The organism is Brevundimonas sp., assembly GCF_024711105.1.
Taxonomy (GTDB): Bacteria; Pseudomonadota; Alphaproteobacteria; order Caulobacterales; family Caulobacteraceae; genus Brevundimonas.
Genome location: NZ_JANJTL010000161.1, coordinates 31,220 through 53,120, shown reverse-complemented (window position 1 = coordinate 53,120; position 21,901 = coordinate 31,220). Strand labels below are relative to the sequence as shown.

General features: G+C 69.0%; 23 protein-coding genes. 10 read left to right on the top strand and 13 right to left on the bottom strand.

Features of this window, described 5'->3' with window-relative positions:
- Positions 1-3: 3 nt before the first annotated feature.
- On the bottom strand, positions 4-561 hold the full coding sequence (locus tag Q0M60_RS13055; protein ID WP_296820277.1) for an HD family hydrolase: 558 nt from the start codon (positions 559-561) through the stop codon (positions 4-6).
- Between the two features lie 161 nt (positions 562-722).
- On the opposite strand from Q0M60_RS13055, the gene Q0M60_RS13050 reads away from it, so the two are divergent.
- Positions 723-1,091 carry a hypothetical protein gene (locus Q0M60_RS13050; protein ID WP_296820251.1) on the top strand — a complete coding sequence of 123 codons (369 nt, stop codon included), beginning with the start codon at positions 723-725 and terminating at the stop codon, positions 1,089-1,091.
- A 3-nt stretch (positions 1,092-1,094) separates the two neighbouring features.
- On the opposite strand, the gene Q0M60_RS13045 is transcribed toward Q0M60_RS13050, so the two are convergent.
- Together Q0M60_RS13045 and Q0M60_RS13040 are read right to left on the bottom strand one after the other, a co-directional pair.
- Entirely contained in the window at positions 1,095-1,877 is a 783-nt protein-coding gene (locus Q0M60_RS13045) for a methyltransferase type 11 (protein ID WP_296820249.1), read from the bottom strand.
- 84 nt (positions 1,878-1,961) lie between these two features.
- Positions 1,962-2,825 (bottom strand): MoxR family ATPase, encoded by an 864-nt coding sequence (locus Q0M60_RS13040; protein ID WP_296820246.1) that lies wholly within the window; start codon positions 2,823-2,825, stop codon positions 1,962-1,964.
- A 149-nt stretch (positions 2,826-2,974) separates the two neighbouring features.
- Between Q0M60_RS13040 and Q0M60_RS13035 the strand changes: the two genes are divergently transcribed.
- The 4 genes from Q0M60_RS13035 (at position 2,975) to Q0M60_RS13020 (ending at position 5,905) form a co-directional block, all read left to right on the top strand.
- A complete protein-coding gene (locus Q0M60_RS13035; RefSeq protein ID WP_296820244.1) occupies positions 2,975-4,042 on the top strand; it encodes a M23 family metallopeptidase in 1,068 nt (355 codons plus the stop codon).
- 85 nt (positions 4,043-4,127) lie between these two features.
- Positions 4,128-4,421 (top strand): SCP2 sterol-binding domain-containing protein, encoded by a 294-nt coding sequence (locus tag Q0M60_RS13030; protein WP_296820242.1) that lies wholly within the window; start codon positions 4,128-4,130, stop codon positions 4,419-4,421.
- 7 nt (positions 4,422-4,428) lie between these two features.
- Entirely contained in the window at positions 4,429-5,634 is a 1,206-nt protein-coding gene (locus Q0M60_RS13025; RefSeq protein ID WP_296820240.1) for an acyl-CoA dehydrogenase family protein, read from the top strand.
- A 100-nt stretch (positions 5,635-5,734) separates the two neighbouring features.
- Positions 5,735-5,905, top strand: a complete 171-nt coding sequence (locus tag Q0M60_RS13020; protein WP_296820237.1) for a hypothetical protein — start codon at positions 5,735-5,737, stop codon at positions 5,903-5,905.
- On the opposite strand, the gene Q0M60_RS13015 is transcribed toward Q0M60_RS13020, so the two are convergent.
- The 6 genes from Q0M60_RS13015 to Q0M60_RS12990 form a co-directional block, all read right to left on the bottom strand.
- Entirely contained in the window at positions 5,902-6,477 is a 576-nt protein-coding gene (locus Q0M60_RS13015) for a sigma-70 family RNA polymerase sigma factor (protein WP_296820235.1), read from the bottom strand. The genes Q0M60_RS13020 and Q0M60_RS13015 overlap by 4 nt on opposite strands.
- Positions 6,478-6,662: 185 nt before the next feature.
- Positions 6,663-6,887, bottom strand: coding sequence for a general stress protein (locus Q0M60_RS13010; RefSeq protein WP_296820232.1), 225 nt, complete (start codon positions 6,885-6,887; stop codon positions 6,663-6,665).
- A 67-nt stretch (positions 6,888-6,954) separates the two neighbouring features.
- Positions 6,955-7,113: a hypothetical protein gene (locus Q0M60_RS13005; protein ID WP_296820229.1), complete on the bottom strand. Its 159-nt coding sequence runs from the start codon at positions 7,111-7,113 to the stop codon at positions 6,955-6,957.
- 53 nt (positions 7,114-7,166) lie between these two features.
- Positions 7,167-7,532, bottom strand: a complete 366-nt coding sequence (locus tag Q0M60_RS13000) for a response regulator (RefSeq protein ID WP_296820226.1) — start codon at positions 7,530-7,532, stop codon at positions 7,167-7,169.
- 73 nt (positions 7,533-7,605) lie between these two features.
- Positions 7,606-8,271, bottom strand: coding sequence for an MBL fold metallo-hydrolase (locus tag Q0M60_RS12995; protein ID WP_296820223.1), 666 nt, complete (start codon positions 8,269-8,271; stop codon positions 7,606-7,608).
- An 82-nt stretch (positions 8,272-8,353) separates the two neighbouring features.
- A complete protein-coding gene (locus tag Q0M60_RS12990; protein WP_296820274.1) occupies positions 8,354-10,003 on the bottom strand; it encodes an amino acid permease in 1,650 nt (549 codons plus the stop codon).
- Positions 10,004-10,170: 167 nt separating this feature from the next.
- Between Q0M60_RS12990 and hrpB the strand changes: the two genes are divergently transcribed.
- The gene (gene hrpB, locus Q0M60_RS12985; RefSeq protein ID WP_296820220.1) at positions 10,171-12,690 is read left to right on the top strand and encodes an ATP-dependent helicase HrpB; all 2,520 of its coding nucleotides are present in this window, start codon (positions 10,171-10,173) and stop codon (positions 12,688-12,690) included.
- Positions 12,691-13,415: 725 nt separating this feature from the next.
- On the opposite strand, the gene Q0M60_RS12980 is transcribed toward hrpB, so the two are convergent.
- From Q0M60_RS12980 to Q0M60_RS12970, 3 genes are read right to left on the bottom strand one after another with little or no spacing between them, the layout of a single operon-like run.
- The gene (locus Q0M60_RS12980; RefSeq protein WP_296820217.1) at positions 13,416-14,225 is read right to left on the bottom strand and encodes an RNA methyltransferase; all 810 of its coding nucleotides are present in this window, start codon (positions 14,223-14,225) and stop codon (positions 13,416-13,418) included.
- Positions 14,222-15,109: an RsmD family RNA methyltransferase gene (locus tag Q0M60_RS12975; RefSeq protein WP_296820215.1), complete on the bottom strand. Its 888-nt coding sequence runs from the start codon at positions 15,107-15,109 to the stop codon at positions 14,222-14,224. Before Q0M60_RS12975 ends, Q0M60_RS12980 begins: the two co-directional genes overlap by 4 nt.
- A complete protein-coding gene (locus tag Q0M60_RS12970; RefSeq protein WP_296820213.1) occupies positions 14,992-16,500 on the bottom strand; it encodes a glycosyltransferase family 2 protein in 1,509 nt (502 codons plus the stop codon). Before Q0M60_RS12970 ends, Q0M60_RS12975 begins: the two co-directional genes overlap by 118 nt.
- A gap of 191 nt (positions 16,501-16,691) precedes the next feature.
- Between Q0M60_RS12970 and Q0M60_RS12965 the strand changes: the two genes are divergently transcribed.
- From Q0M60_RS12965 to Q0M60_RS12950, 4 genes are read left to right on the top strand one after another with little or no spacing between them, the layout of a single operon-like run.
- Entirely contained in the window at positions 16,692-17,330 is a 639-nt protein-coding gene (locus Q0M60_RS12965; RefSeq protein WP_296820211.1) for a TetR/AcrR family transcriptional regulator, read from the top strand.
- Positions 17,327-18,121: an ABC transporter substrate-binding protein gene (locus Q0M60_RS12960; RefSeq protein WP_296820209.1), complete on the top strand. Its 795-nt coding sequence runs from the start codon at positions 17,327-17,329 to the stop codon at positions 18,119-18,121. The genes Q0M60_RS12965 and Q0M60_RS12960 overlap by 4 nt, the downstream gene beginning before the upstream one ends.
- Positions 18,118-19,104, top strand: coding sequence for an iron ABC transporter permease (locus Q0M60_RS12955; RefSeq protein ID WP_296820271.1), 987 nt, complete (start codon positions 18,118-18,120; stop codon positions 19,102-19,104). The genes Q0M60_RS12960 and Q0M60_RS12955 overlap by 4 nt, the downstream gene beginning before the upstream one ends.
- Positions 19,101-19,856: an ABC transporter ATP-binding protein gene (locus Q0M60_RS12950; protein WP_296820208.1), complete on the top strand. Its 756-nt coding sequence runs from the start codon at positions 19,101-19,103 to the stop codon at positions 19,854-19,856. Before Q0M60_RS12955 ends, Q0M60_RS12950 begins: the two co-directional genes overlap by 4 nt.
- Here the strand turns inward: Q0M60_RS12950 and Q0M60_RS12945 are convergent.
- Positions 19,853-21,835 (bottom strand): transglycosylase SLT domain-containing protein, encoded by a 1,983-nt coding sequence (locus Q0M60_RS12945; protein WP_296820207.1) that lies wholly within the window; start codon positions 21,833-21,835, stop codon positions 19,853-19,855. The two genes, Q0M60_RS12950 and Q0M60_RS12945, sit on opposite strands and share 4 nt — an antisense overlap.
- Between the last annotated feature and the right edge of the window lie 66 nt (positions 21,836-21,901).

The window sequence follows — 21,901 nt, the reverse complement described above, 5'->3', positions numbered from 1 at the left end:
GCCTCAGGCCCCGCGCGCCAACTGGTGAAAACGCTCCAGATAGAGGGCTTGGGCGGCGGAGTGCGACAGGGGCTCGAGTTTCAGCTCCAGCCCCGCGGGCGGCCGACCGAAGAACTTCAGCGACTCCGTCCTGCCGAATCCGGCCAGCTGGGTCGCCTCGAAGTAGGCGCAGGCCCGATCCGCCTTCTTGATCAATGTCTTGATCTCCGCGGGCGTCCTGGCCGGCAGGCCGAACCGGAGGTGGATGGCGCCTTCAAGCCGCGCTTCGAAATCCTTGTAGTTGACGCCGAGCGCGCTCTTGAAGGGCGAGATCATGTCGCCGATCACATACTCGGACGCGTCATGGAGCAAGGCGGCCAGCCGCCACTTCCGCTCGATGTTCGGCTTGATGAAGCCCACGATCCGCTCGACCACCACGCTGTGTTCGGCCACCGAGAACGGATGCTCGCCAACGGTCTGGCCGTTCCAGCGGGCCACGCGCGCCAGGCCATGGGCGATGTCCTCGATCTCGATGTCCAGGGGGGACGGGTCGAGCAGGTCCAGGCGTCGTCCCGACAGCATGCGCTGCCACGCGCGCGGCGGCGGTCCGGATTTGGTGGCGGCGGCCCTGGCCAATCGTTCGACTTTCAACTTACGGTGACGCCCGGCCCGGGAGCCGATGCGGGGGTTGGGAGTTGGCTCATTATGGCCTTAAGTCAATGGCCGGATGAGAAGGAGACGCCATGTCCTTGAGCCGAATCGTCATGCGCCTGGCCCGCAATCCCGGGACGGAGTTTGCGGACGGGGACGATCATCGCGGCTACGCCGTCGTGGCGCCGCTCACCCAGGACGGCCAGCTCGACGAGTCGGCATTCAGGCAGAATCAGAAGGCCTGCACCGTCCGGCGCTTCGCGCCCGACGAGGACGCCCAGGAAGGGCGTCTCGCGCGCAAGGGCTCCAACTGGTTCTTCGACTACGCCGAGGGGGAGGCCGACGACGAAGCTGTCTATCGGCTGGGCGAGCACAGGTTCGCGGTCGGCGAGTACGTCTCGGTGGCCGACGATGACGGCCGTCCGCTGGCCTACAAGGTGACGGACATCCAGCCGGTCTGAGGATCAGCCGCCGACGTTCAGCTGAACCAGCTCCTCGGCGGCGTCGAAGGCCTCGTCCTCGCTGTGGCTCTTGGAATGGATGATCGCAACGACCAGGGGGCCGTCGATCGGCCCACGGGCCTCATAGCCGACGCGGCGCCAGCCGGCCTCGGACGCCTGTTCGTCCACCAGCACATAGGTGGCGCGCAGGGCCTCGCGAGTTGAGCGCGCCCGGATTTCGGCCGCCTCGTTGTTGGCGGTGACCGAAACGACCTCGTCACCCGTGCTGATCTCCGCCGAGCCATCGCTGTCGTCGGCGTTGATGTGGATCGGCCCGATCCGGACCGAAGAGGTGTCGCCGTCCGCATCCACCGACAGGCCGGGCAGCCGCACGCTGGTTGAATCGCCTTCCGAACGGACGTTCACGAGCCCGCCTTCCGCAGGCGCGCCGGGTTCCCGGCCTGCGCCGGCCCGTTCGATGGTGTGGGGCATGAGGTCGCGCAAGCCCGCCTCGAAAGGCAGGAGCGCGGCCTCGGCGTCCTGGCCGTCGGCGAGGGCGACCAGCCGCAGAGTCACCTCGGAGCCGCGCGGACCCGCGTAGCGGCACGACAGGCCGTCAGACGCGGTCGAAACCCGGGTCAGCGCGCCTTGGTGTTCGGGGCAGGACAGGGTCTCGACGGCGCGCACAGGGCCGCCGCGGTCAGACGTCTCATGGCGCTTGGTGATGCGCAGCGACGGGTTCGGGTCGCAGGCGGCGGCCAAAAGGCCGGCGACGAGGCAGGTGGTGAGGACCAGGGGGGAGCGCATGGTCAATCTCCTTCTTGGCCTGAAACTTGGCCGCAATCCTTCTCGCGACCTAGTGAAATCGCAGTAAGCCGCACGGCGGCCACATCACTGCCCCGGACGTGTCGTCTCGCGCCGGGTCAGAAACGCCAGCCGCTCGAACAGGTGCACGTCCTGCTCGGTCTTGAGCAGAGCTCCGTGCAGCGGCGGTATCAGCTTGGACGGATTGCGCTCGCGCAGGGTCTCCGGATCGATCTCCTCGACCAGCAGCAGCTTGAGCCAGTCGAGCAGTTCGGACGTCGATGGCTTCTTCTTGAGACCCGGTGTCTCGCGCATCTCGTAGAAGACCTTGAGCGCCTCGGACACCAGCCGGGTCTGGATGCTCGGATAATGCGCGTCGACGATGGCCTTCATCGTCTCGGGATCCGGGAACCGGATGTAGTGGAAGAAGCAGCGGCGCAGGAAGGCGTCCGGCAGCTCCTTTTCATTGTTCGAGGTGATGACCACGATGGGCCGGACCTCGGCGCGGATCGTCTCGTCCGTCTCGTGGACGTAGAACTCCATCCGGTCGAGCTCCTGCAGCAGGTCGTTGGGAAACTCGATGTCGGCTTTGTCGATCTCGTCGATCAGCAGGACGGGGCGGACGGGCGCGGCGAACGCCTCCCACAGCTTGCCGCGCTTGATGTAGTTCGAGATGTCCGCCACGCGCGGGTCGCCCAGCTGGCTGTCGCGCAGGCGGGTGACGGCGTCGTATTCGTACAGGCCCTGGTGCGCCTTGGTGGTCGACTTGATGTGCCAGGTGATCAGGGGCGCGGCGAAGGCGCGAGCGATCTCATAGGCCAGGACGGTCTTGCCGGTGCCGGGCTCGCCCTTGATCAGCAGCGGCCGCTCAAGCGCCACGGCGGCGTCCACGGCGATCCGCAGGTCGTCGGTGGCGATGTAGTCGCGGGTGCCCTGGAATCGGACGGTCATTCAACCTCTCTCTGACGTGCTCAGGTTAACGCCGTAAACCAGGCCGGCCACAGGCGGAAGCGACAATCGGGCGCGGGTTTCGTTAACCTTGAGGCCATATTTCCGCGCGCCATGTGGTCCCATATGCGACGAGATCGAGGGAGGCGGGCATGAAGCCGGCGATCAGGTTGGCGGTCTTGGCCCTGGCGGGCGCGATGCTGTCCGCGTGCGGGGGCGGATACGCCCTGCCGAGCCAGCCGCGCTACCCGACAAGGATGGAGGATGTGCCGCCGCCGGCCGCACCGCCGGTGGCGCCCCTGACCACCGCCGAGGATCCCGATCCCTATTCCGAGAGCGTCCTGCCGCCAGCGCCTACTGACGCGGTCGAGGCGGAGGCCCTGCCGCCGCTCGCCGGGCGGGAGACGCCGCCACCACCGCCGCCGCCTCCGCCACCTCCGCCTCCGGTGAACGTCGTCCCGGGTGAGGTCTATGTCGTCCAGCCTGGGGACACCCTTTCGGGGATCGGGCGGCGTTTCGGCACGCCGGTACGCACGCTGATGAGCCTCAATGGCCTTCCGGAAAACGGCCAGATCGCTGCGGGCGCCCGCATCATCCTGCCCGCGGGCGCGCGGGACGCCGGGTCGGACCCCTATGCCACAGGTCCGTCGCCGGTCGGCCTGGCGGCCCCAACAGAGCCCGTTGTCGAGACCCGGTCGCCGCCGTCTCAGCCGCGCCCGGAAACGCCGCCTCCGCCGCCTCCGCCGCCGCCCGTGCAGCGTCAGGGCGAGCCTCAGATTCAGACCACCGACTTCCCCGATGCGGCTGAGCTTCAGCGGCGAGCGGGCGGACGGTTCGCCTGGCCGGTACGCGGTGAGATCCTGACCCGCTTCGGCGTCATGGGCTCAGGCCTGCGCAGTGATGGCGTGAACATCGGCGCGCCGGCGGGAACGGAAGTCGTCGCCTCGGCGGCCGGCCGCGTGGCCTATGCCGGCGACTCCCTGCCGGGCCTCGGAACCACTGTGGTGATCGTGCACGGCGAAGGGTGGGTCACGGCCTATTCGCACCTGGGGGCGGCGCGAGTCCGCATGGAGCAGACGGTCACCCAGGGTCAGGTCATCGGAACCACTGGCACTTCGGGCGGCGTCACCCAGCCTCAGGTCCACTTCGAGATTCGCTACACGCCGTCGCCGGCGGACCGTCCTCGTCCGGTCGACCCGCTGCCTCTGCTGGGGCGCTAGCAGCCGCCCTTGACGCTGGGTCACGCTTGGCGCCGTTCGGCTTGGGGTCTATCGGTTTCGGCCACGCTTTCCGATGGAGACCCCCATGGCCGACCTGGCTGAAGTGACCTCGCAGATTCAGCAGCGCGTCAGCGCCGCCGCGCCGCTCGCCAAGAGCTACAAACTCGACTTCGGCGGGGACGGAAAGATCCTCATCAACGGCCAGACCGTGTCGAACGACGACGGCCCGGCCGACTGCACCATCCACATGAGTTGGGACGACTTCCAGAGCCTGGCGGCCGGCCGCCTGGATCCGATGGGCGCCTACATGTCGGGCAAGATGAAGATCGACGGCAATCCGATGGACGCGCTTGCGCTCCAACCGGTTCTGAAGGGCTGATCCCAAGATGAACTTCGCGCCCAGTGACCGGGCGAAAGCCTGGGCAGACCGGCTGACCGCCTTCATGGAGCGGCGGGTCTTTCCTTCGGCGGCCGAGTACTGGGCGCAGGTTCATGAAAATCCCGGCCGGCAGCCGCCGGTCATGGAGCAGCTGAAGTCGGAGGCCCGGCAGGAGGGTCTGTGGAACATGTTCCTGCCCGGTGAGGACGGGGCGGGCCTGTCCAACCTCGAATACGCGCCGCTGGCCGAGATCATGGGCCGAGCCCTGTGGTCGGCCGAGGTGTTCAACTGCAACGCGCCCGACACCGGCAATATGGAAGTCCTCCATATGTACGGGAATGCGGAGCAGCAGGCACGTTGGCTCAAGCCGCTGATGGCCGGCGAGATCCGCTCGGCCTTCCTGATGACCGAGCCGGCGGTGGCGTCCTCGGATGCCACCAACATCGAGACCCGGATCGAGCGCGACGGCGATCACTATGTGATCAACGGCCGCAAGTGGTGGTCCACCAACATGGCTCACCCGAACGTCGCGGTGACCATCGTCATGGGCAAGACCGACCCCGACGGCCCGACCCACGCCCAGCAGTCGATGATCATCGTGCCCGTCGATACGCCTGGCTTTCGCGTCGAGCGGATGCTGACGGTGTTCGGCTATGACGAGCGGCCGATCGGCCACGCCGAGGTGGTTCTGGAGAATGTCCGCGTCCCGGCCGAGAACCTGATCGCCGGCGAGGGTCGGGGCTTCGAGATCGCGCAGGGACGCCTGGGACCGGGCCGTATCCACCACTGCATGCGGACCATAGGCGCGGCCGAGCGCGCGCTCGAGCTGATGTGCAAGCGACTGATGTCGCGTCGCGCCTTCGGCAAGCTGGTCGGTGAGCATTCGGTCTGGGAACAGCGCGTCGCCGAGGCTCGCACCGAGATCGAGATGTGCCGCCTCCTGGTGCTCAAGGCCGCCTGGATGATGGACCATGTGGGGGCCAAGAACGCCCGGTCCGAAATCGCCCAGATCAAGGTTGCGGCCCCGCGCATGGCGCTCAAGGTGATCGACGACGCCATCCAGGCGCACGGCGGGGCTGGCGTGTCGGGCGACACCGATCTGGCGGCCATGTACGCCATGATCCGTACGCTCCGGATCGCTGACGGTCCCGACGAGGTGCATAACCGCACGATCGCCAAGCTGGAGTTTGGGCGTCACGCGGCTCGCGCCTGAGCGTCGCCTTGCAGACACACCCGGGCGGTCTCGCTCCGGGGCCCACTTGAGGACGCACGACGGTCCGTGAATAGTCGGCGCGCGCAACGTCGGAGGGGGCATGCCGCGCAAGTCGCCGGGCGAGGAGCCAGCGAGTCCGGACGCCTCGCTCGAGGCCAGGCTGGATGATCGCCTCAAGGCCATGTTCGAGGCCATCAAGAAGGAGAGGGCGCCGACGGCGCTCCCCGATCTCAAGACCCTGCCGCGTCCACGTCGGACCGAGACCCCTTAGGCGAACCTCGGATCCGGCATGGCGGCGGCGGCGTCTTCCGCCTCGAGCAGGGCCAGCAGCTTGGTCCTCGCGCGGTTCACGCGGCTCTTGATGGTGCCGAGCGCGCAGCCGCAGATGTCGGCGGCCTCCTCGTAGGACAGGCCCGCTGCGCCCACCAGGATCAGGGCCTCGCGATGCTCGTCCGGCAGCTTGGCCAGGGCCTCGCGCAGATCGGTGAAGGCGACGCGCCAATCCTGCGACGCCTCGGTCGTCAGGCGGCCTGCCATCACGCCGTCAGTGTCCTGGACCTCGCGGCGCTTGCGGATGGCGGCGCTGTAATAGGTGTTCCTGAGAATGGTGAAGAGCCAAGCGCGAAGATTTGTGCCGGCCTGGAATTTCTCACGGTTCGTCCAGGCCTTGATCAGGGTGTCCTGCACCAGATCGTCGGCCTGGGATCCATCCCGGCTGAGCGACCAGGCGAAGGCCCGTAAAGACGGGATCATTTCGACGAGCGACTCGCGCCACTCCTCGATGTCTGTGGTTCCGCGGGCCTCCTCTGTCGGGAGCGACAGGCCCTGGCCGGGATCCATCATGTCGGTACTTTCGCTACTCCGGCGCGGATCGAGCTCTCCGTCGCCTTCAGTTAGCTAACGCATCGACTCCGGGGCCGTTCCGGGACAAACCGACGCATCAACTCCTTGAATCCTCTTCGCTCGCGGCCACGAAAAAGGCGCGCGGGCTTGACCCGCGCGCCCGTTCAGAGCTCGCTTTTGGCGCTTCAGGCTTCGCCCGAAGATCCCGTGCGCCGGCGCGAACCGTGGGAGGATTCTCCGCCCTTTCGCCCCGCCTTGGCCGCCAGCTGGCGGTCCTGGGAGAAGCTGCGCTTCTCGCTCGGCACGCTCGCGCCGCCCTTGCGGGCGATTTCGCGCTGGCGCTGCGGGTCCATGGACGCGAACCCGCGCTTCGACGTGCCTTTCATGGGAGTGGTCTGTCCGTCAGCCATCAGGGGCGTCCTCGCGTTGGTCTGTGGCATTTCAAACCCCGGATCGGGCGGGAGGTTCCGTCCCTGTTCACCCTGCGTCATGCGGACGCGAGTCGCCCGGCCCGCCTCCGCCGGGATCGATCGGCGGGGTCTCGTCAGGAATGGCGGAGGGGTCGTGTTCCGGTCCCGGCTGGGGCGGCTGGTCGATCTCGGGCGCGCCCGGAGGCGTGGGCTCCACATAGGTCATGGCGGGTCTCCTGCTGATCAGGAAACAACGCCCCGCGCCCGGGAAGGGTGCGCTCAGCCCTGGATTTGCAGCCCGAGCGAGCGGATGGCCTCGGCCAGGTCGCCTTCCGTGTACGGCTTGCCGAGCGCCCGCACGCGGGTGTCATCGGGGAAGCGGGCGGCCACATCGCCGGCGTCGTAGCCGCTGGCCATCAGGATTGGCAGGTCGGGGGCCTGGCTGCGCAGCTCCCCGGCGAGGTCATATCCCTTGATGTCGGGGAGGCCGACGTCGATGACGGCCAGGTCGAGGCCGCCTTCGGCGAAGGCCCGGCGCGCCTCGGCGCCCGAGCCGGCCACAGTGACCCGGAAGCCAAAGCCGCTTAGCGCCTCCTCGGCGATGAGCGCGACAAGCGCCTCGTCCTCGACCAGTAATGCGCGCAAGCGTACACCCCGACAATCAGGCGCGGCGCGCCTCTGTTCGCCGCATACTGAACAGCTGACGCTCAGGTCAAGTTTATCGGCCGATAACCCTGTCCGCGACGAACGGATTGCTGTGTCGCTCCTCGCCGAAGGTCGACATGGGTCCGTGACCGGGCACGAACCGCACGTCGTCGCCCAGCGGCCACAGCTTCTTCGTGATGGCGTCCAGCAGATCCTGGTGATTGCCGCGCGGGAAGTCGGTGCGCCCGATCGAACCCTTGAACAGCACGTCGCCCACCTGGGCGAACCGCGCCTCGCGATTGAAGAAAATCACGTGGCCCGGCGTGTGGCCGGGGCAATGGATCACCTCCCAGGTCGTCTCGCCAAGTTCGACCGTGTCGCCGTCGTGCAGCCAGCGGTCAGTCACGAAGCCCTTCGCCTCGGGCATGCCGTACATCATTCCCTGGGCTTCGATGCCGTCGATCCAGAACTGGTCGTCGGGATGAGGGCCCTCGATCGGGCAGCCCGTGCGCCGCTTGAGCTCGGCCGTGGCGCCGGCGTGGTCGAGGTGGCCGTGGGTGACCCAGATCTTCTCGAGCGTCAGACCCCGACGCGCGATCTCCGCCAGGATCTGGTCCAGCCCACCCCCCGGATCGATCACCGCCGCCTTATTGGTCTTCGTGCACCAGACGGTCGTGCAGTTCTGCTGGAGGGGCGTGACGGGCGCGATGAAGACGCCGATGGGGGAGGGCGATGTCATGCGCCTCAGATAGCTGCGGGCTTCAAAAGAAAGAAGCCCGGGGCGAACCCCGGGCTTCCCGACCTATCCGCATTGGGATGGATCAGTCTTCCTTGACGTTGTCGACGTGGCCGCCGAGCGCCTCCTCCGGCGTGGCCAGCGCGTGATCTTCCACCACGTCGATGCCCTTGGCGAGCTTCGAGTTCCAGAAGCCGTAGATCAGGTAGATCACGGCCCCGACAGCGGCGTAGCCGCCCAGCAGCATCAGAGGCAGCGGATTGTCGTCCGCGGCGTGCTGGAACATCGGGATCAGGTTCTGGCTGGCCAGGAACAGACAGGCCGCGATGCCGGCTCCCGCCGTCCACACCCCACCCGGCACGCGGAACGGCCGGGGCAGTTCCGGGTGCTTGATGCGCAGGTAGATGACGCTGAGGCAGACGATGGCGAAGGCCGTCGCGGTTCCCAGTGACACGAGGTCACCGAGGATCGAGATCGGCAGGAAGGCCGCCGCGATGGCGATGACCACGCCCAGCAGGATGGTGCCGATCCAGGGGGTGCGGAACTTCGGGTGCACCCGGGCGAAGGCCTTCGGCAGCAGGCCGTCGCGGGCCATGGTGTAGAAGATCCGGGTCTGGCCGTAGCACAGCACCAGCATGACCGAGGACAGGCCGGTGATCGCGCCGATCTTGATCAGGAAGCTGATCGCGTTCATCGGCGAGCCGTCGGCCAGGGTGACCGGCAGGTCGGCCCATTCGAGACCCATCCGGTCAATCGCCACCGCGATCGGGGCCGGCGAGGCCAGCTCCAGATACGGCACCACGCCCGTCATCACGGCGGCGACCGCCATGTAGATCAGGGTGCAGACGAACAGGGCACCCAGGATGCCGACCGGCACGTCCTTGGACGGGTTCTTGGCCTCGGCTGCGGCAGTCGAGACCGCCTCGAAGCCGACGTAGGCGAAGAAGATGATCGCCGCTCCGCGGAAGATGCCGCCGACGCCAAACTGTCCAGGCTGACCGGTCGCCTCGGGGATGAACGGCACCCAGTTGTCCGGATTGATGTAGCTGAAGCCCACCGCGATGAAGGTCAGCAGGACGATGACCTTGATGACCACGATGGCGTTGTTGATGTTGGCGCTCTCCGACACGCCGAGCACCAGCAGGCCGCAGACGGCCGCGATGCCGATGGCGCCGACGAGGTTGAAGGTCCCCGTCATCGGGAAGGAGGCCGCGGCGCCTTCAGGCTGCACCAGCTGCACGAGCGGCGTGGCCCACTGGGGTCCCTCGCCGCCAGCGTACTGGATCATCGGGAATATCTGCTGACTTATCCCGAAATCGCTGAGGATCGAGACCACATAGCCCGACCAGCCGACCGCCACGGTCGAGGCCGCCACGCCGTATTCCAGCACCAGTAGCCAGCCCATGATCCAGGCGAAAATCTCGCCGAGGGTTCCGTAGGCGTAGGTGTAGGCCGAGCCCGACACCGGCATGGTCGAAGCAAGCTCGGCGTAGCAGAGCCCCGCCAGCGCGCAGGCAATGCCGGCGACAACGAACGAGAGCATGATGGCCGGGCCCGCGTTGGCCGAGGCCACCTGACCGGTGAGGACGAAGATGCCGGCCCCGATAATGGCGCCGATACCCAGGCTCATCAGGTTGATCGGGCCAAGCGAACGCTTCAGTTCGCTCCGGGCCGCTTCACGCTGGATCTGGGCGATGGACTTCTTGATGAACAGCCGCGGTCCCGGCGGCCTCATGGTCTCGGACATGCGCCCTACCCCTCCCTTGGACCCAACTCCCCCGAGCGGGTCTTGCACAGTGGCGCGGACGCTAACGGGGTCAGCGTTCGCGCGCAACGCGGTTTCTGTCCGGTGAACGTCGGACGACGCTTTTGTTGCGGGGCAGCGCCGCGCTAGGAGCGGCCATGCTTCCCATCCACGAGGCCCTGCCCGCGCTGAAGGCCGCTCTCGCCGAGCGGACGTCGGCCGTGCTGATCGCTCCGCCGGGGGCGGGCAAGACCACGGTCACGCCCCTGGCCCTGCTGGACGAGGCCTGGCTCGAAGGCCACAGGATCATCGTGCTCGAGCCTCGCCGGCTCGCCGCCCGCGCCGCCGCGCGCCGCATGGCCGAGACGCTGGGGGAGAAGCCCGGCGAGACGGTCGGCTATCGCGTCCGCATGGAAAGCCGGGTCGGGCCCAAGACGCGAATCGAGGTCGTCACCGAGGGCGTCTTCACCCGAATGATCCTGGACGATCCGGGGCTGGAAGGCGTCGCCGCGGTCCTGTTCGACGAGTTCCACGAGCGCAGCCTGGACGCCGACCTCGGCCTGGCGCTGGCGCGCGACTCCCAGGCCGTGCTGCGGCCCGGCCTGCGCCTGCTGGTCATGTCGGCCACCCTCGACGGCGCCGCCATCGCCGGCCGCCTGGAGGCCCCGGTGATCGAAAGCCACGGCCGCGCCTTCCCGGTCGAAACCCGCTACCTGGGCCGCGAGGCACGGGTGGAGGACGGCGTCGCGCGCGCCGTGCTCAAGGCCTTGGCGGAGGAGACGGGCTCCATCCTTGCCTTCCTGCCGGGCCAGGCCGAGATACGCCGCACGCACGAGCGGCTCGCCGAGCGCATCCGCGATCCGAACGTGATCCTCGCGCCCCTCTACGGCGCCCTGACCTTCGCCGAGCAGGACCTGGCCGTCAGCCCCGCGCCGGCGGGCAAGCGCAAGGTCGTGCTGGCCACTTCCATCGCCCAGACCAGCCTGACCATCGAGGGCGTGCGTGTGGTGGTCGACTCCGGCCTGGCGCGCGTGCCCCGCTTCGACCCGGGCTCGGGCCTGACCCGGTTGCAGACAGTCCGCGTCTCGCGCGCCTCGGCCGATCAGCGGCGCGGCCGCGCGGGCCGGACCGAACCCGGCGTCTGCTACCGCCTGTGGGAAGAGGAGGAGACGCGCGGCCCGGTCCCCTTCGACCGGCCGGAAATCCTCGAGGCCGACCTGACCGGCCTGGCGCTTTCCCTGGCCCGCTGGGGCGCCCGGGACCCCGCCGAGCTGACCTTCCTCGACCTGCCGCCTTCAGGAGCCTGGACTCAGGCGCGGGTCCAACTGGCCCACATGGGCGCGCTGGATGACGCGGGCGCCCTGACGCCGCATGGCCGGGCCCTGTCGGAGCTGCCCTTGCCCGCGCCGCTGGGGCAGATGCTGCTCAAGGCTGCCGGATGCGGCCAGGCGGACATCGCTGCGCGCATCGCCGTCCTGCTGACCGAGCGCGGGCTCGGCGGAAACGACGCCGACCTCGTCCACCGCCTGGAACGCCTCGACCGCGACGGCTCGCCCCGCGCCCGCGATGCCCGGGCCCTGGCCGGCCGGTGGGCGAAGCAGGCGCAGGCCGTCACCCTCGGGCTTGTCCCGAGGGCCCACCGCGCCGAAGCTCGGGAGGCCGAGATGACCAAGGGCGGTGCCGCTGAACCGTGGACCCTCGGGACAAGCCCGAGGATGACGGCTGGAGGGCTCCTCGCCGAGGCCTTCCCGGACCGCATCGCCAGGGCGCGCGGCAAGCCCGGCGAGTTCCTCCTCGCCTCCGGCCGCGGCGTCTGGATCGAACCCACCGACGCCCTGGCGCGCCAGCCCTGGCTGGCGGTGGCCGAACTGGGAAGCGGCGACGCCCGTGACCGCATCCTGCTGGCCGCGCCGCTCGATGAAGAGGAGCTTCGGACCGCCTTCGCCGACCGCCTGACCATCGAGGACCGTCTCGACCTGGACGCCCCAGGCGGCGCCACCGCGCGCCGGCTCACCCGCCTGGGTCAGATCGTGGTCGAGGAGCGCCGCATCGACCAGCCCGACCCCGCGCTCGTCGCCCGCGCCCTGCAGTCGGAAGTGAAGGCCAGGGGCCTGGCCGCCTTGCCGTGGGGCGACCGGTCCCGAGGTCTCCGCGCGCGCCTGGCCTTCCTGCGACGGGGCGACGACGCATGGCCGGATGTCTCGGACACGGCCCTCATGGCCGATCTCGACCATTGGCTCCTGCCCCTTCTCGAAGGCCGTCGACGCCTGTCGGACCTTTCCGACTCGGCGCTGGAGGCCGCTCTGCGGGCGCGCATTCCCTGGGACATGGTCCGCCGCTTCGACGCCGAGGCGCCAGAACGCTTCGAGGCCCCGACCGGCTCGCGCCTGCTCATCGACTACGAGGCGCCCCAGGGGCCCACCGTCGCGGTCCGGGTCCAGGAACTCTACGGCGTCTCGGCCCATCCGACCGTCGGCCGCCCGCCTGTGCCGATCACCTTCGCACTGCTCAGCCCCGCCCACCGGGCCATCCAGGTCACCCGCGATCTGCCCGGCTTCTGGAAGGGCTCCTGGTCCGCCGTCCGCAGCGACATGCGCGGCCGCTATCCGAAGCACCTCTGGCCCGAGGATCCGGCCAACGCGCTCCCCACTACGCGGGCAAAGCCGCGAGGCGGGTGATGTTGGATGTTTGCCAAGTTGTGAGCATGGTAAGTACGGACAGCACTAGGCTGAAGTGCTGAGCGGGGCAGGCAAGAGATGCTATGGTTCACAAAGCCTCAGACCATCTTCGTAGGAAATGGGGTAGCCGTCCTGAGGCGTGGAAAGCAGCATTTCATCGAGGCTGATGTCGGCCATTTGACGTCGCGATACGTGATCAAGAAGGTGTCGGCTGATCAAGCTCATCGCGCACAAACCAGTGAGGCAGAGGCCTATGCGGTGCTGATGGAGGTGACTGCCCGGTAAACGGCGAGTGGGATTCGAGGGGGTGTCGGGACGCACTCGGGTGCTGAGTTCTTGTCAGAGACCGGGCGTCGGCATCACAGGGGTGCGGGTCAGAGCGGCTCGCAGCCATAGAAGGCCAATCCCCCATTTCTATCCAACAACCCGCACGGGATCCGCCGCTTGCGGAAAATCCACCGTCGTTTCTCCCCGTCGTCCGGGACTGGGCTAGACTGGCTTCCGGTCTTTCACATACCGACTCCCAGCGTTCCGCGCCTCAGCGGTTCGTCCTCCGTTGCGCGCCCCCGCAGGCTCCGCCGCCGTCGGAAGCGGGATGAAATTTCCGATAATCTGGCGCTCCCGCTGGTCCCTATTCCGCTAAGGAAATGATTTCTAATGTAAACCTACTGTCGCTCTGTCGCTCTGTCGCTCTGTCGCTCTGTTTGTGAGCGACACCGCAAGGCCTAACCCGCCAGCGCGTCCGTCACTGCGTAGACCATCACGCCGGTCGCCACCGCCAGGTTCAGGCTGTCGGCCCGGCCGCGCATCGGAATCTTGACGTTGACGTCACAGGCCGCCGCCAGGCGATCGGTAAGTCCGGCCTGTTCGTTGCCCATCAGGATCAGGGCGGGGCTCCGGTAGGGCGCCGCGCGATAGCCGGCGGTCGCGTCCAGCCGCGTCCCCACGACCGAGCCCGGCCACCGCTGGCGCCAGGCCAGGAACTCTTCGCTGGAGGCCTTGCTGATCGTGACGGCGAAGATGGAGCCCATGGTGGCCCGCACGGCCTCCACCGAAAACGGATCGACGCACTCGCCGATCAGGATCACCCCGCCGCAGCCGGCCGAGTCCGCCGTGCGGATGATGGTGCCCAGGTTCCCGGGATCCCGCACCTGCTCCAGCGCGACCCAGCAGGGCGCCTGGCCCGGGTCCATCTGGTCCAGCGGCGTAAACCGCTGTTCGAACACGGCCAGCACCGTCTGCGGGTTGTCCTTGCGCGAGACCTTCTCGAGGATCTCGCGGGTGACCTCGATGACCTCGCCGCCCGCCTTCAGCGTCTCGGCGCGGGCGCGGTCCAGCAGCGGATGCGGCCGGGCGTCCTTGCCGACCATCAGCAGCCGCGGCGTCTGCCCGAGATCGAGCGCCTCGCCGACGAACTTGAGTCCCTCGGCCAGGAAGCGGCCGGTCTCCTGCCGGTCCTTCTTGGAGTTCAGCGCCCGCACGGCCTTGACCGTCTCGTTGGTCAGGGAGGTGATCTCGCGAACTCGCCCGCTCATGCCGCGCACCAGCGGGCGAAGAAGGAAAGGCCGATCTCGGCGCCGCGCGCGCCTTCCTCGACCAGGCCAAGCTCGCCCCAGTCGATCACGCCCTCGCGCTCCTTGAGCCGGTCGGCCAGCAGGTGCGCCAGGGCCATCCCCGAAATCCTCGCCGCATACGCGTTGACCAGCAGGAAGGCCGCGTCGTCCGCCAGCAGTTCGGCGCACAGCTCGACCAGCGCAGGCGTGTCCTCAAACAGCCGCCAGACCTGGCCGTCCGGCCCACGCCCATACTTCGGCGGATCGAGGATGATCCCGTGATAGCGGCTGCCGCGCCGGGCCTCGCGCTGGACGTACTTGCGCGCGTCCTCGACGATCCAGCGGACGTTCTCGATCCCCGACAGGGCGGCGTTCTCCCGCGCCCAGCCGACGGCCTTCTTCGAGGCGTCGACGTGGGTCACCTCGGCGCCGGCCGCCGCGCAGACCAGGCTGGCCACGCCGGTGTAGCCGAACAGGTTCAGCACCCGCGGCCGCTCCCGCGCGCTGACCGCCTGTTCCAGCCATTCCCAGTTGGCGGCCTGCTCCGGAAAGAAGGCCAGGTGCCGAAAGGCCGTGAACCGCGCATTGAACCGGGCCCGGCCCCAGCCGAGTTCCCAGGTCTCGGGCGGCTTGCTGGTGAAGCGCCAGTTCCCCGCCTCGTCCTCGTCCGATGGATCGAAGGTGGCTGTGGCCTGATGCCAGAGCTCCGGCTGTGCGGGGCGCCACAGGCACTGGGGCTCGGGCCGGATCACCTTCTGCGCGCCGTACCTCTCGAGCTTCCTGCCGTCGCCGCTGTCGACGAGGCCGTAGTCGGCCCAGCCGCGGGTGCGGAGGATTTGCGGAGTGTCGGCGAGCCTTGGAGCCATGGGCCCGGGATTACGGCGGCCATGGGCCCCCGTCCAGCCGTCGGCTCCTCGTCAGGCAGGTGAGGGGTCTTGTCCCAATGGAATGGCTGCGTCGCCAGTCGCCAAACAGCGTGGGCCTGGGCCACTGACATCAGACCCCAGTAGAGCGGGCTCGTCAGCGCGTCCCACAGCCCGTACCGCACGCCCGCGCGCCGCGAGCCGGCGTGGCAACAGACCGCCGCCGTCGTCCAGCCCAGCACCAGCAGCGCTGCGTCCGCGACGGGCAGGACGGGCGTCACGCCCTGGATCGCGCAGGCCAGCAGAACGGCCGCCAGCCAGGCGATCACCAGCGCCTGCAGACAGGCCGCGGCGATGGTCGACCCGATCGTCAGGAGAAGCGCGGCCAGCCCCCTCGAACCAAGGCCGAGCGGATCGCGCAGATGCACGCCGCAGGTCTGCATGTAACCCTTCAGCCATCGGGTCCGCTGCGGCAGCCAGGCCTTGAGCCCGGCCGGAGGCGATTCCCAGGTCGGACGGCTCAGCACGCCCGTCCGGTAACCTGCGCGCCAAAGACGGAAGCCCAGGTCCGCGTCCTCGGTGACGTTGAAAGGGTCCCAGCCCCCGACCTTGCGCAGGGCGTCGACGCGGAAGTGATTGCTGGTGCCTCCCAACGGCATCGGCATGCCCAGGCGCGCCATCGCGGGCAGGACCACTTCGAACAAGGCGCCGTATTCGCCAGCGAACTGGCGCTCGAGCCAGGTCGAGGCCTCGGACGTCCTCACCCGCAGAGGCGCCTGGAGGCAGGCAAGACTGATGGGCGCGGCCGCGAACCGCGCCGCCGCCTCGCGAAGCTGCTCGGGATCCGGCGCGTCCTCGGCGTCATAGACGGTGACCAGACCCCGCTCGATGCGGGAGAGAGCGACATTCAGAGCGCGGGGCTTGGTGGTCGGGCGGCCGGGCGGCGCGACCAGCAGTTCCAGCCAATCCGGCGGCGCTGCATTGTGGAAGGCCGACGCCGTTGCGTCATCGTCCGCCTCGACCACGATGTATCCGTGCAGGCGGCCCTGCGGATAATCTAGCTGCGACAGTCGGTGGATCAGCTGGGGCACGATCGCGGCCTCGTCCCTAAGGGCGACGATCACCGAGTAAGGCTCGGTCGGCTCTGGCCCGGGCTCGCGATCGGCGATCGTGAGCGCCTGTTGCCGGAGCGCCCACCAACGCCACAGGATGCCGAGCAGGAAAAAACTCCAGAGCAGATGATGCCCCAGCGTTGCCGACAGACCCGGCTTCCAGGCGTGGAGCGCGGCCGCGGCCAGGACGAGGGCGCCGAGGCCGAGCGCCTGGCGCGCGGACAGGCCGGCGAAAGCGGCGCTCTCGGCGCGCGGGGGCCCTGTCACCTCCGATGGTGGCATTGGTCTCCCCAGCCGCTCCCGAACGCCAGAGGCCCGTCGACCGCCGTTCGGGCAAGCAACGCGCGGTTGCGCGAAGTTTCAGAAAACACTCGACTTCCGCGCGCGCTGAAGGTGATGCGGCGTCGGGGCAGGTTGCGGGAGATGCGCGAAAGCCGGTAAGGGTCGGCGTCGCTGCGGAGCTTGAGAGTCCCTTGACCGCCCTACCTATGACTGCCGAGAAGGCGTCTCGCTCAGCCCGCAAGGCGAAGGGTGAGGGGCATGTCCGGCGGGCGGAAATCCTTCAGGCGGCGGAACGCCTCTTCGTTGAGTGCGGCTACGAGGGCGCGACGATCCGGCGGATCGCGGACGAGGTCGGCGTCTCGTCGACCGCGCTCTACATGCACTTCCGGGACAAGAGCGAAATCCTGCTGGAAATCTGCGAAGCGGGCTTCGCCAAGCTCCTGGCCCTGACTGAGGCCATCGATGCGGAGGCCTATTCGCCGCGAGAGGCCGTGAAACGGCGCCTGCAGGCCTACGTCGCCTTCGGTTTCGAAAACCCGAACGCCTATCGCCTCATCTACATGACGCGACCCGGCGAGGCGGGCGGGGCCCAGGTGGTGGCCCAGCGCGTCGGACGCAGCCTGTTCGAGCGTTTTCGGGAGCCTCTCGAAACCCTGCAGGTTCAGGGCCGGCTGCGGACCGATGCCGACGCCGCCGCCCAGATGCTTTGGGCCGGGGCGCACGGCGTGGTCTCCCTGATGATCACCAAGCCCTACTTCGACTGGGCGGCGCGCGAGACCTTGGTTTGCGGCGTGCTCGAAGCAATTCTCAGCGACCTGATTTCGGAATGAGGCTGACGCTCGCGGCCCTCGCCGCAGCCCTCGCTGCAGGGTCGGCAAGCGCATCGCCGCGCGTGGTCTCCCTGGATCAATGCGCCGATCAGTATGTGCTCGCCCTCGCCGATCCGGCGTCCGTGGCGGCCGTCTCTCCGCGCGCCGACGATCGGGATTCCTGGCTCCGTTCGCGCGGAGCCGCCGCCCATCGTGCCCGGCCTACGCTCGAGGCGATCTTGGCGGCTCGTCCCGAGATCGTCGTCCGCTACTGGGGCGGTGACGAGCGGCTGCTACAGGCCTTGCAGCACCGCGGCGTGCGTGTGGTCCGCGTCGAGGACGCTGTCGACTTCGAGGGCGTCCGCGCCAACATCGATCGCGTGTCCGCCGCCCTGAACCGCCGGGGCCGCGGGCGTGACCTCGTTGCCGACATGGATCGCCGCCTGGATCGCAGCCGCGAGGCCTGGGCCGGCGAGAGCGCGCTCTATCTGACGCCCAGCGGCTGGACCGCCGGGGGCGGTACCCTGATCGACGCCATGCTCGCCGCCGCGGGAATGTCCAACGCCTGGGCCGGCCCGGCTTTCGCGCCGGTGTCGGTCGAGCGGCTGATCCTTCAGCCGCCCCGGCGCTTTGTGCTCGGCTTCTTCGACAGCCTCAGAACGGATCGGCGCGGTGCGGGCCGGCACCCCAGCGTGGCGCGCCGAACGATGCGAGGCGCGGTGGTGTCCCTGCCAGGAGCCATGCTCGGCTGTCCTGCATGGTTCGCGGCCGACGGCGCGTGGCGCATCGCGCGAGCCTCTCCGGCCAGATGACGGGCTGGCGTCTGAATGGCGGGCTGGCGGCGGCGCTCCTGCTCGCCACGGTCGCCGCTGTGGTGTGGGGCGAAACGGCGCTCACCGCCGATCAATATCTGGCGGCCTTCACGACACCGTCCTCGCCGGCCGCCGAGGTGCTCTGGGCGGTGCGGGCTCCCCGCGCCGTGGTCGCCGGTTTGGTCGGCGCAGCGCTCGGGCTGTCAGGGGCTCTGCTGCAGGGGCTCTTGCGCAATCCGTTGGCAGATCCAGGCGTGCTTGGCGTTTCCGCGACGGCCGCATTCGGCGCGGCGTTGGCCATCGTGCTCGGCCTGGCCTTGACCCCCGGACTGGTCGAGTTCGCCGCATGGCTGGGTGCTGGCGCGGCCGGCCTGGCGCTGGCCGCCTTCGCCGCCCGCTTCCGTGAGCCGGAGGCCCTGATCCTGTTCGGCGTCGCGCTCTCCAGCTTCTTCGGCGCGGCCACCGCCCTGATCTTCAACCTGTCGCCGTCCCCGGTCGCGACCGCCGAAGTCCTTTCTTGGCTCATGGGTTCGGTCGAGGCGCGCAGTTGGGGCGACGTCCTCTGGGCCGCCCCGGCTCTGGCGGTCGCCCTGTTTATGGCCCTGAAGGCCGCGCCGGCCCTTCGCATGCTCACGCTTGGAGAGGACGCCGCAGCTGCTTCGGGACTCGAGATGGAGCGGCTCAAGCTCACGGCGGTCCTGGCTGCGTCGCTGGCGACGGGCGCCGCGGTCGCCATGGCCGGCGTCATCGGCTTCGTCGGACTGGCCGCGCCGCACCTCGTACGCGCGGCCGTGAAGGAGGACGCGGGCCGGTTGCTCGCTCCCGCTGCGATCGCCGGGGCCCTGATCCTGGTCCTCGCGGACCTGCTGGCTCGCATCACTCCGACGGACCAGGAGCTGAAGCTCGGGGTCTTCACGGCTCTCATCGGGGCGCCGCTGTTCGCCCTGATCGCGCTCCGCGCGGCGCGGAGCTGGCGAACATGAGCGCGCTCTCGGTCAGCGGCTTGTCGGTTGTCCAGGCCGGGCGCGAGGTGCTCCACGAGGTGGGCTTTTCGGTCGAACCCGGCGAAATGGTGGCGCTGCTTGGGCCGAACGGCGCGGGCAAGACAACTGCGCTCAGAGCCGCGCTCGGGCTCGTTAAGGCGCGCTCTGGCGAGGCGACTCTCGGTGACGTCGATGTGTTCAGGCTCGATCCGCGAGGCCGGGCCGAGCGGGTCGGTTATCTGCCTCAGGAGCGCCGCCTGGCTTGGGGCCTGCCGGCCATTGAGGTGGCGGCGCTCGGCGCGCCGCTCGCCCCTCCCCAGGCGGCACGGGAGCGGGCCATGGCCGCGCTCGAGCTGTTCCATGTCGGGGAACTGGCTGACCGGTCAGTCTTCGAGTTGTCCGGCGGAGAGCGGGCGCGAGTATTGCTGGCCCGACTGTTCGCCACAGAGGCGCCGCTCCTGGTCGCCGACGAGCCGGTCGCGGGTCTGGATCCCGACGCTCAGCTGCTCTGCCTGGAGCGACTTCGGGACCATACGCGGGCGGGCGGGGCCGTTCTCCTGACCCTGCACGACCTGGGCCTGGCCGCGCGCTACGCGGATCGTGTGGTGGTGTTTGATGGCGGCCGCGTGATGGCCGACGGCCCGCCGGGGCGAGCGCTCACGCAAAGGCTGCTGCGCGAGGTGTTCGGCATTCGGGCGAAATGGGTCGTGGCCGCGGACGGCGAGCGAATACCCCACCTCACGCGGGCCTAGTAGGCGGAGCCCCGCGCCAGTTCCTGGCTCAGGTTGATCTGGGCCTCTCCGCCGTTCAGTCGTGCTCGATAAACCTGCATGTTTTCCATGACTCGCATCATGTAGTTGCGGGTCTCTGTGAAGGGCGCGCACTCGATGAAGTCGATGGGATCGACGCCTGCGCCGCGAGGATCGCCGCAATAGGGGATCCACTGCGGCGGGCGGGCCGGGCCGGCGTTGTAGCCGATGGTCGTCAGCAGATAGGAGCCGCCGAAATCGCTCAGCAGTTCGCCGAGGTGATAGGTGCCGAGCTGTACGTTGTAATCCGGATCGTACAGCGACTCCGCGCCACGCCAGGTCACGCCGAGCCGCCGGGCCGCGCCGCTCGCGGTCGAAGGAAGCATCTGCATCATGCCCCGCGCATCGGCGCTGGAGCGGACGCGAGGGTCGAACGCGCTCTCCTGGCGGATGATCGCGTGCACGAAGGCCGGGTCGGGCCGGCCAGGGACGTCCGGGACCGAGATGACCGGATAGCCCCGCTCGGCGAGAGGGAAGCCGCGCTGCGCGGCCGTGCGCGCGACGTGCATGGACAGGTCCTGCATGTCGTAGCCGCGGGTCAGATCGACCAGGAGCGCATAGTCCACCGCGCTCGTCAGGCTGTCGTCGATGTGCATGACGAAGACGCGCACCAGGCTTGTCTCGCCGGCGGCCGCCAGGCGGCGCACGGCCTGGATCAGCGGATAGGCCTCGAATCGCGCTCGGTCCGCCGCGGTCGGCTGCGGCTCGGGCGGCAGACGCAGCGTCCGGTCGCCGGAGCGTTCGGCCGCAAGCAGACCATAGAAGGCCCAGGTGTACTGCCCGCCCTCGCGATAGTAGGCGTTCGCCGCAGCCGTATCGCCCCGGGCTTCAGCCGCGCGGCCCAGCCAGTACAGCGCCCGGCTCTGCGTGATCGGCGTCGTGCTCATGGTCCGTAGCGCCTCGAAGTGGCGAGCGGCCTGGGCCGGATTGTTCAGCTTGGTCAGCGCGATCCAGCCGGCGAAGAACTCGGCGTCGACCCGGCGGTCGCCGCCAGGGAAGCCGTGGCCGGCCATGGCGTGATAGGCGCTGGTGTAGTCACGCGCCTGCAGCGCATCGATGAAATAGTTGCGCCGCTCGGTCCACAGCAGGTCCTGCCCCTCGGTGTGCGTCGGGGCGGCCGGGAAGCGAGACAGGTGCTGGAAGCCCATGCTCTCGGCGCCGTTGAGGCGGTAGCGGCGGGCGCGCTCGACCGCGAGGCCGGCGTCATTTTCGAATTGCGCCGGCACGTAGGGCGCCGAGCCGCCGTTGCGCAGCGCGATCCGGGCCTCGGCGACCTGACGGTATTCGTTGGACACCAGCGCCATCATGGCGCGCGTGGCGGGTCCTTGCGGGCCGTAGAGAAGCGTATCCAGCCGCTTTTCATGGTCCGCGACCGTGAACCAGGAGCCATAGGCCGCCAGCATCCGCTCCTGGAGACCCAGGTCGAAGGACCGGTTTCTCCACCAGTCGAGCACAAGCGTCTGGGCTTCCGCGGTGCGGCCGGTCGCGCTCAGGGCCTGGGCGAGCGCAAAGGCGCCCACGGCGGTCTGCGGCGGGGTGGTGGCGAAGAAGTCAATCACCTGCTGGGGCGAGGCGTAGGACGTCGACAGCGCCTGTTCCGCGGCCGCCTGACGGCTCTCGGCCCGGGGCCAGGCCCCGAGTTCGCGGGAGGCCGATTCCAGTTCGCTGAAGCCGAGGTCGGCGCCGACCACGTCAATCAGGGCCCATCGAATGATCTGTCGCTGTATCGGATCGCCGCTCGAGGCGTAGGCCTGGGCCAGGTTCACGTTACGGGAGCGCGCGGCAGCCAAGCCCTGCGAGAGGGTTTCAGTCGCGCCGGGCTGCTCGATCTGAACGGTGGTCGCGGTCAGGCCGACGGTCGTGGTGACGGGCTGCAAGAAGGCCGCGATCGCCGCGATTGCCGCCTGGAACCAGCCCATCATACCTTACGCTCCTTCTGTGCCTGCCGATGCTTGCCGCGCTGTTCCGGCGCGCTTAGGTTTGCGGAC

Bases quoted from the DNA above. Each gene is read 5' to 3' on its own strand.
- Q0M60_RS13035 (WP_296820244.1), top strand. From the start codon at position 2,975: ATGAAGCCGGCGATCAGGTTGGCGGTCTTGGCCCTGGCGGGCGCGATG.
- Q0M60_RS13015 (WP_296820235.1), bottom strand. From the start codon at position 6,477: ATGATGGATCCCGGCCAGGGCCTGTCGCTCCCGACAGAGGAGGCCCGC.
- Q0M60_RS12970 (WP_296820213.1), bottom strand. From the start codon at position 16,500: ATGCCACCATCGGAGGTGACAGGGCCCCCGCGCGCCGAGAGCGCCGCT.
- Q0M60_RS13020 (WP_296820237.1), top strand. From the start codon at position 5,735: ATGCCGCGCAAGTCGCCGGGCGAGGAGCCAGCGAGTCCGGACGCCTCG.
- Q0M60_RS12950 (WP_296820208.1), top strand. From the start codon at position 19,101: ATGAGCGCGCTCTCGGTCAGCGGCTTGTCGGTTGTCCAGGCCGGGCGC.
- Q0M60_RS12975 (WP_296820215.1), bottom strand. From the start codon at position 15,109: ATGGCTCCAAGGCTCGCCGACACTCCGCAAATCCTCCGCACCCGCGGC.
- Q0M60_RS13050 (WP_296820251.1), top strand. From the start codon at position 723: ATGTCCTTGAGCCGAATCGTCATGCGCCTGGCCCGCAATCCCGGGACG.
- Q0M60_RS12995 (WP_296820223.1), bottom strand. From the start codon at position 8,271: ATGACATCGCCCTCCCCCATCGGCGTCTTCATCGCGCCCGTCACGCCC.
- Q0M60_RS13005 (WP_296820229.1), bottom strand. From the start codon at position 7,113: ATGACCTATGTGGAGCCCACGCCTCCGGGCGCGCCCGAGATCGACCAG.
- Q0M60_RS13030 (WP_296820242.1), top strand. From the start codon at position 4,128: ATGGCCGACCTGGCTGAAGTGACCTCGCAGATTCAGCAGCGCGTCAGC.
- Q0M60_RS12980 (WP_296820217.1), bottom strand. From the start codon at position 14,225: ATGAGCGGGCGAGTTCGCGAGATCACCTCCCTGACCAACGAGACGGTC.
- Q0M60_RS12945 (WP_296820207.1), bottom strand. From the start codon at position 21,835: ATGATGGGCTGGTTCCAGGCGGCAATCGCGGCGATCGCGGCCTTCTTG.
- Q0M60_RS12955 (WP_296820271.1), top strand. From the start codon at position 18,118: ATGACGGGCTGGCGTCTGAATGGCGGGCTGGCGGCGGCGCTCCTGCTC.
- Q0M60_RS13055 (WP_296820277.1), bottom strand. From the start codon at position 561: ATGCTGTCGGGACGACGCCTGGACCTGCTCGACCCGTCCCCCCTGGAC.
- Q0M60_RS12990 (WP_296820274.1), bottom strand. From the start codon at position 10,003: ATGAGGCCGCCGGGACCGCGGCTGTTCATCAAGAAGTCCATCGCCCAG.
- Q0M60_RS13025 (WP_296820240.1), top strand. From the start codon at position 4,429: ATGAACTTCGCGCCCAGTGACCGGGCGAAAGCCTGGGCAGACCGGCTG.
- Q0M60_RS13040 (WP_296820246.1), bottom strand. From the start codon at position 2,825: ATGACCGTCCGATTCCAGGGCACCCGCGACTACATCGCCACCGACGAC.
- Q0M60_RS12960 (WP_296820209.1), top strand. From the start codon at position 17,327: ATGAGGCTGACGCTCGCGGCCCTCGCCGCAGCCCTCGCTGCAGGGTCG.
- Q0M60_RS13045 (WP_296820249.1), bottom strand. From the start codon at position 1,877: ATGCGCTCCCCCCTGGTCCTCACCACCTGCCTCGTCGCCGGCCTTTTG.
- hrpB (WP_296820220.1), top strand. From the start codon at position 10,171: ATGCTTCCCATCCACGAGGCCCTGCCCGCGCTGAAGGCCGCTCTCGCC.
- Q0M60_RS13010 (WP_296820232.1), bottom strand. From the start codon at position 6,887: ATGGCTGACGGACAGACCACTCCCATGAAAGGCACGTCGAAGCGCGGG.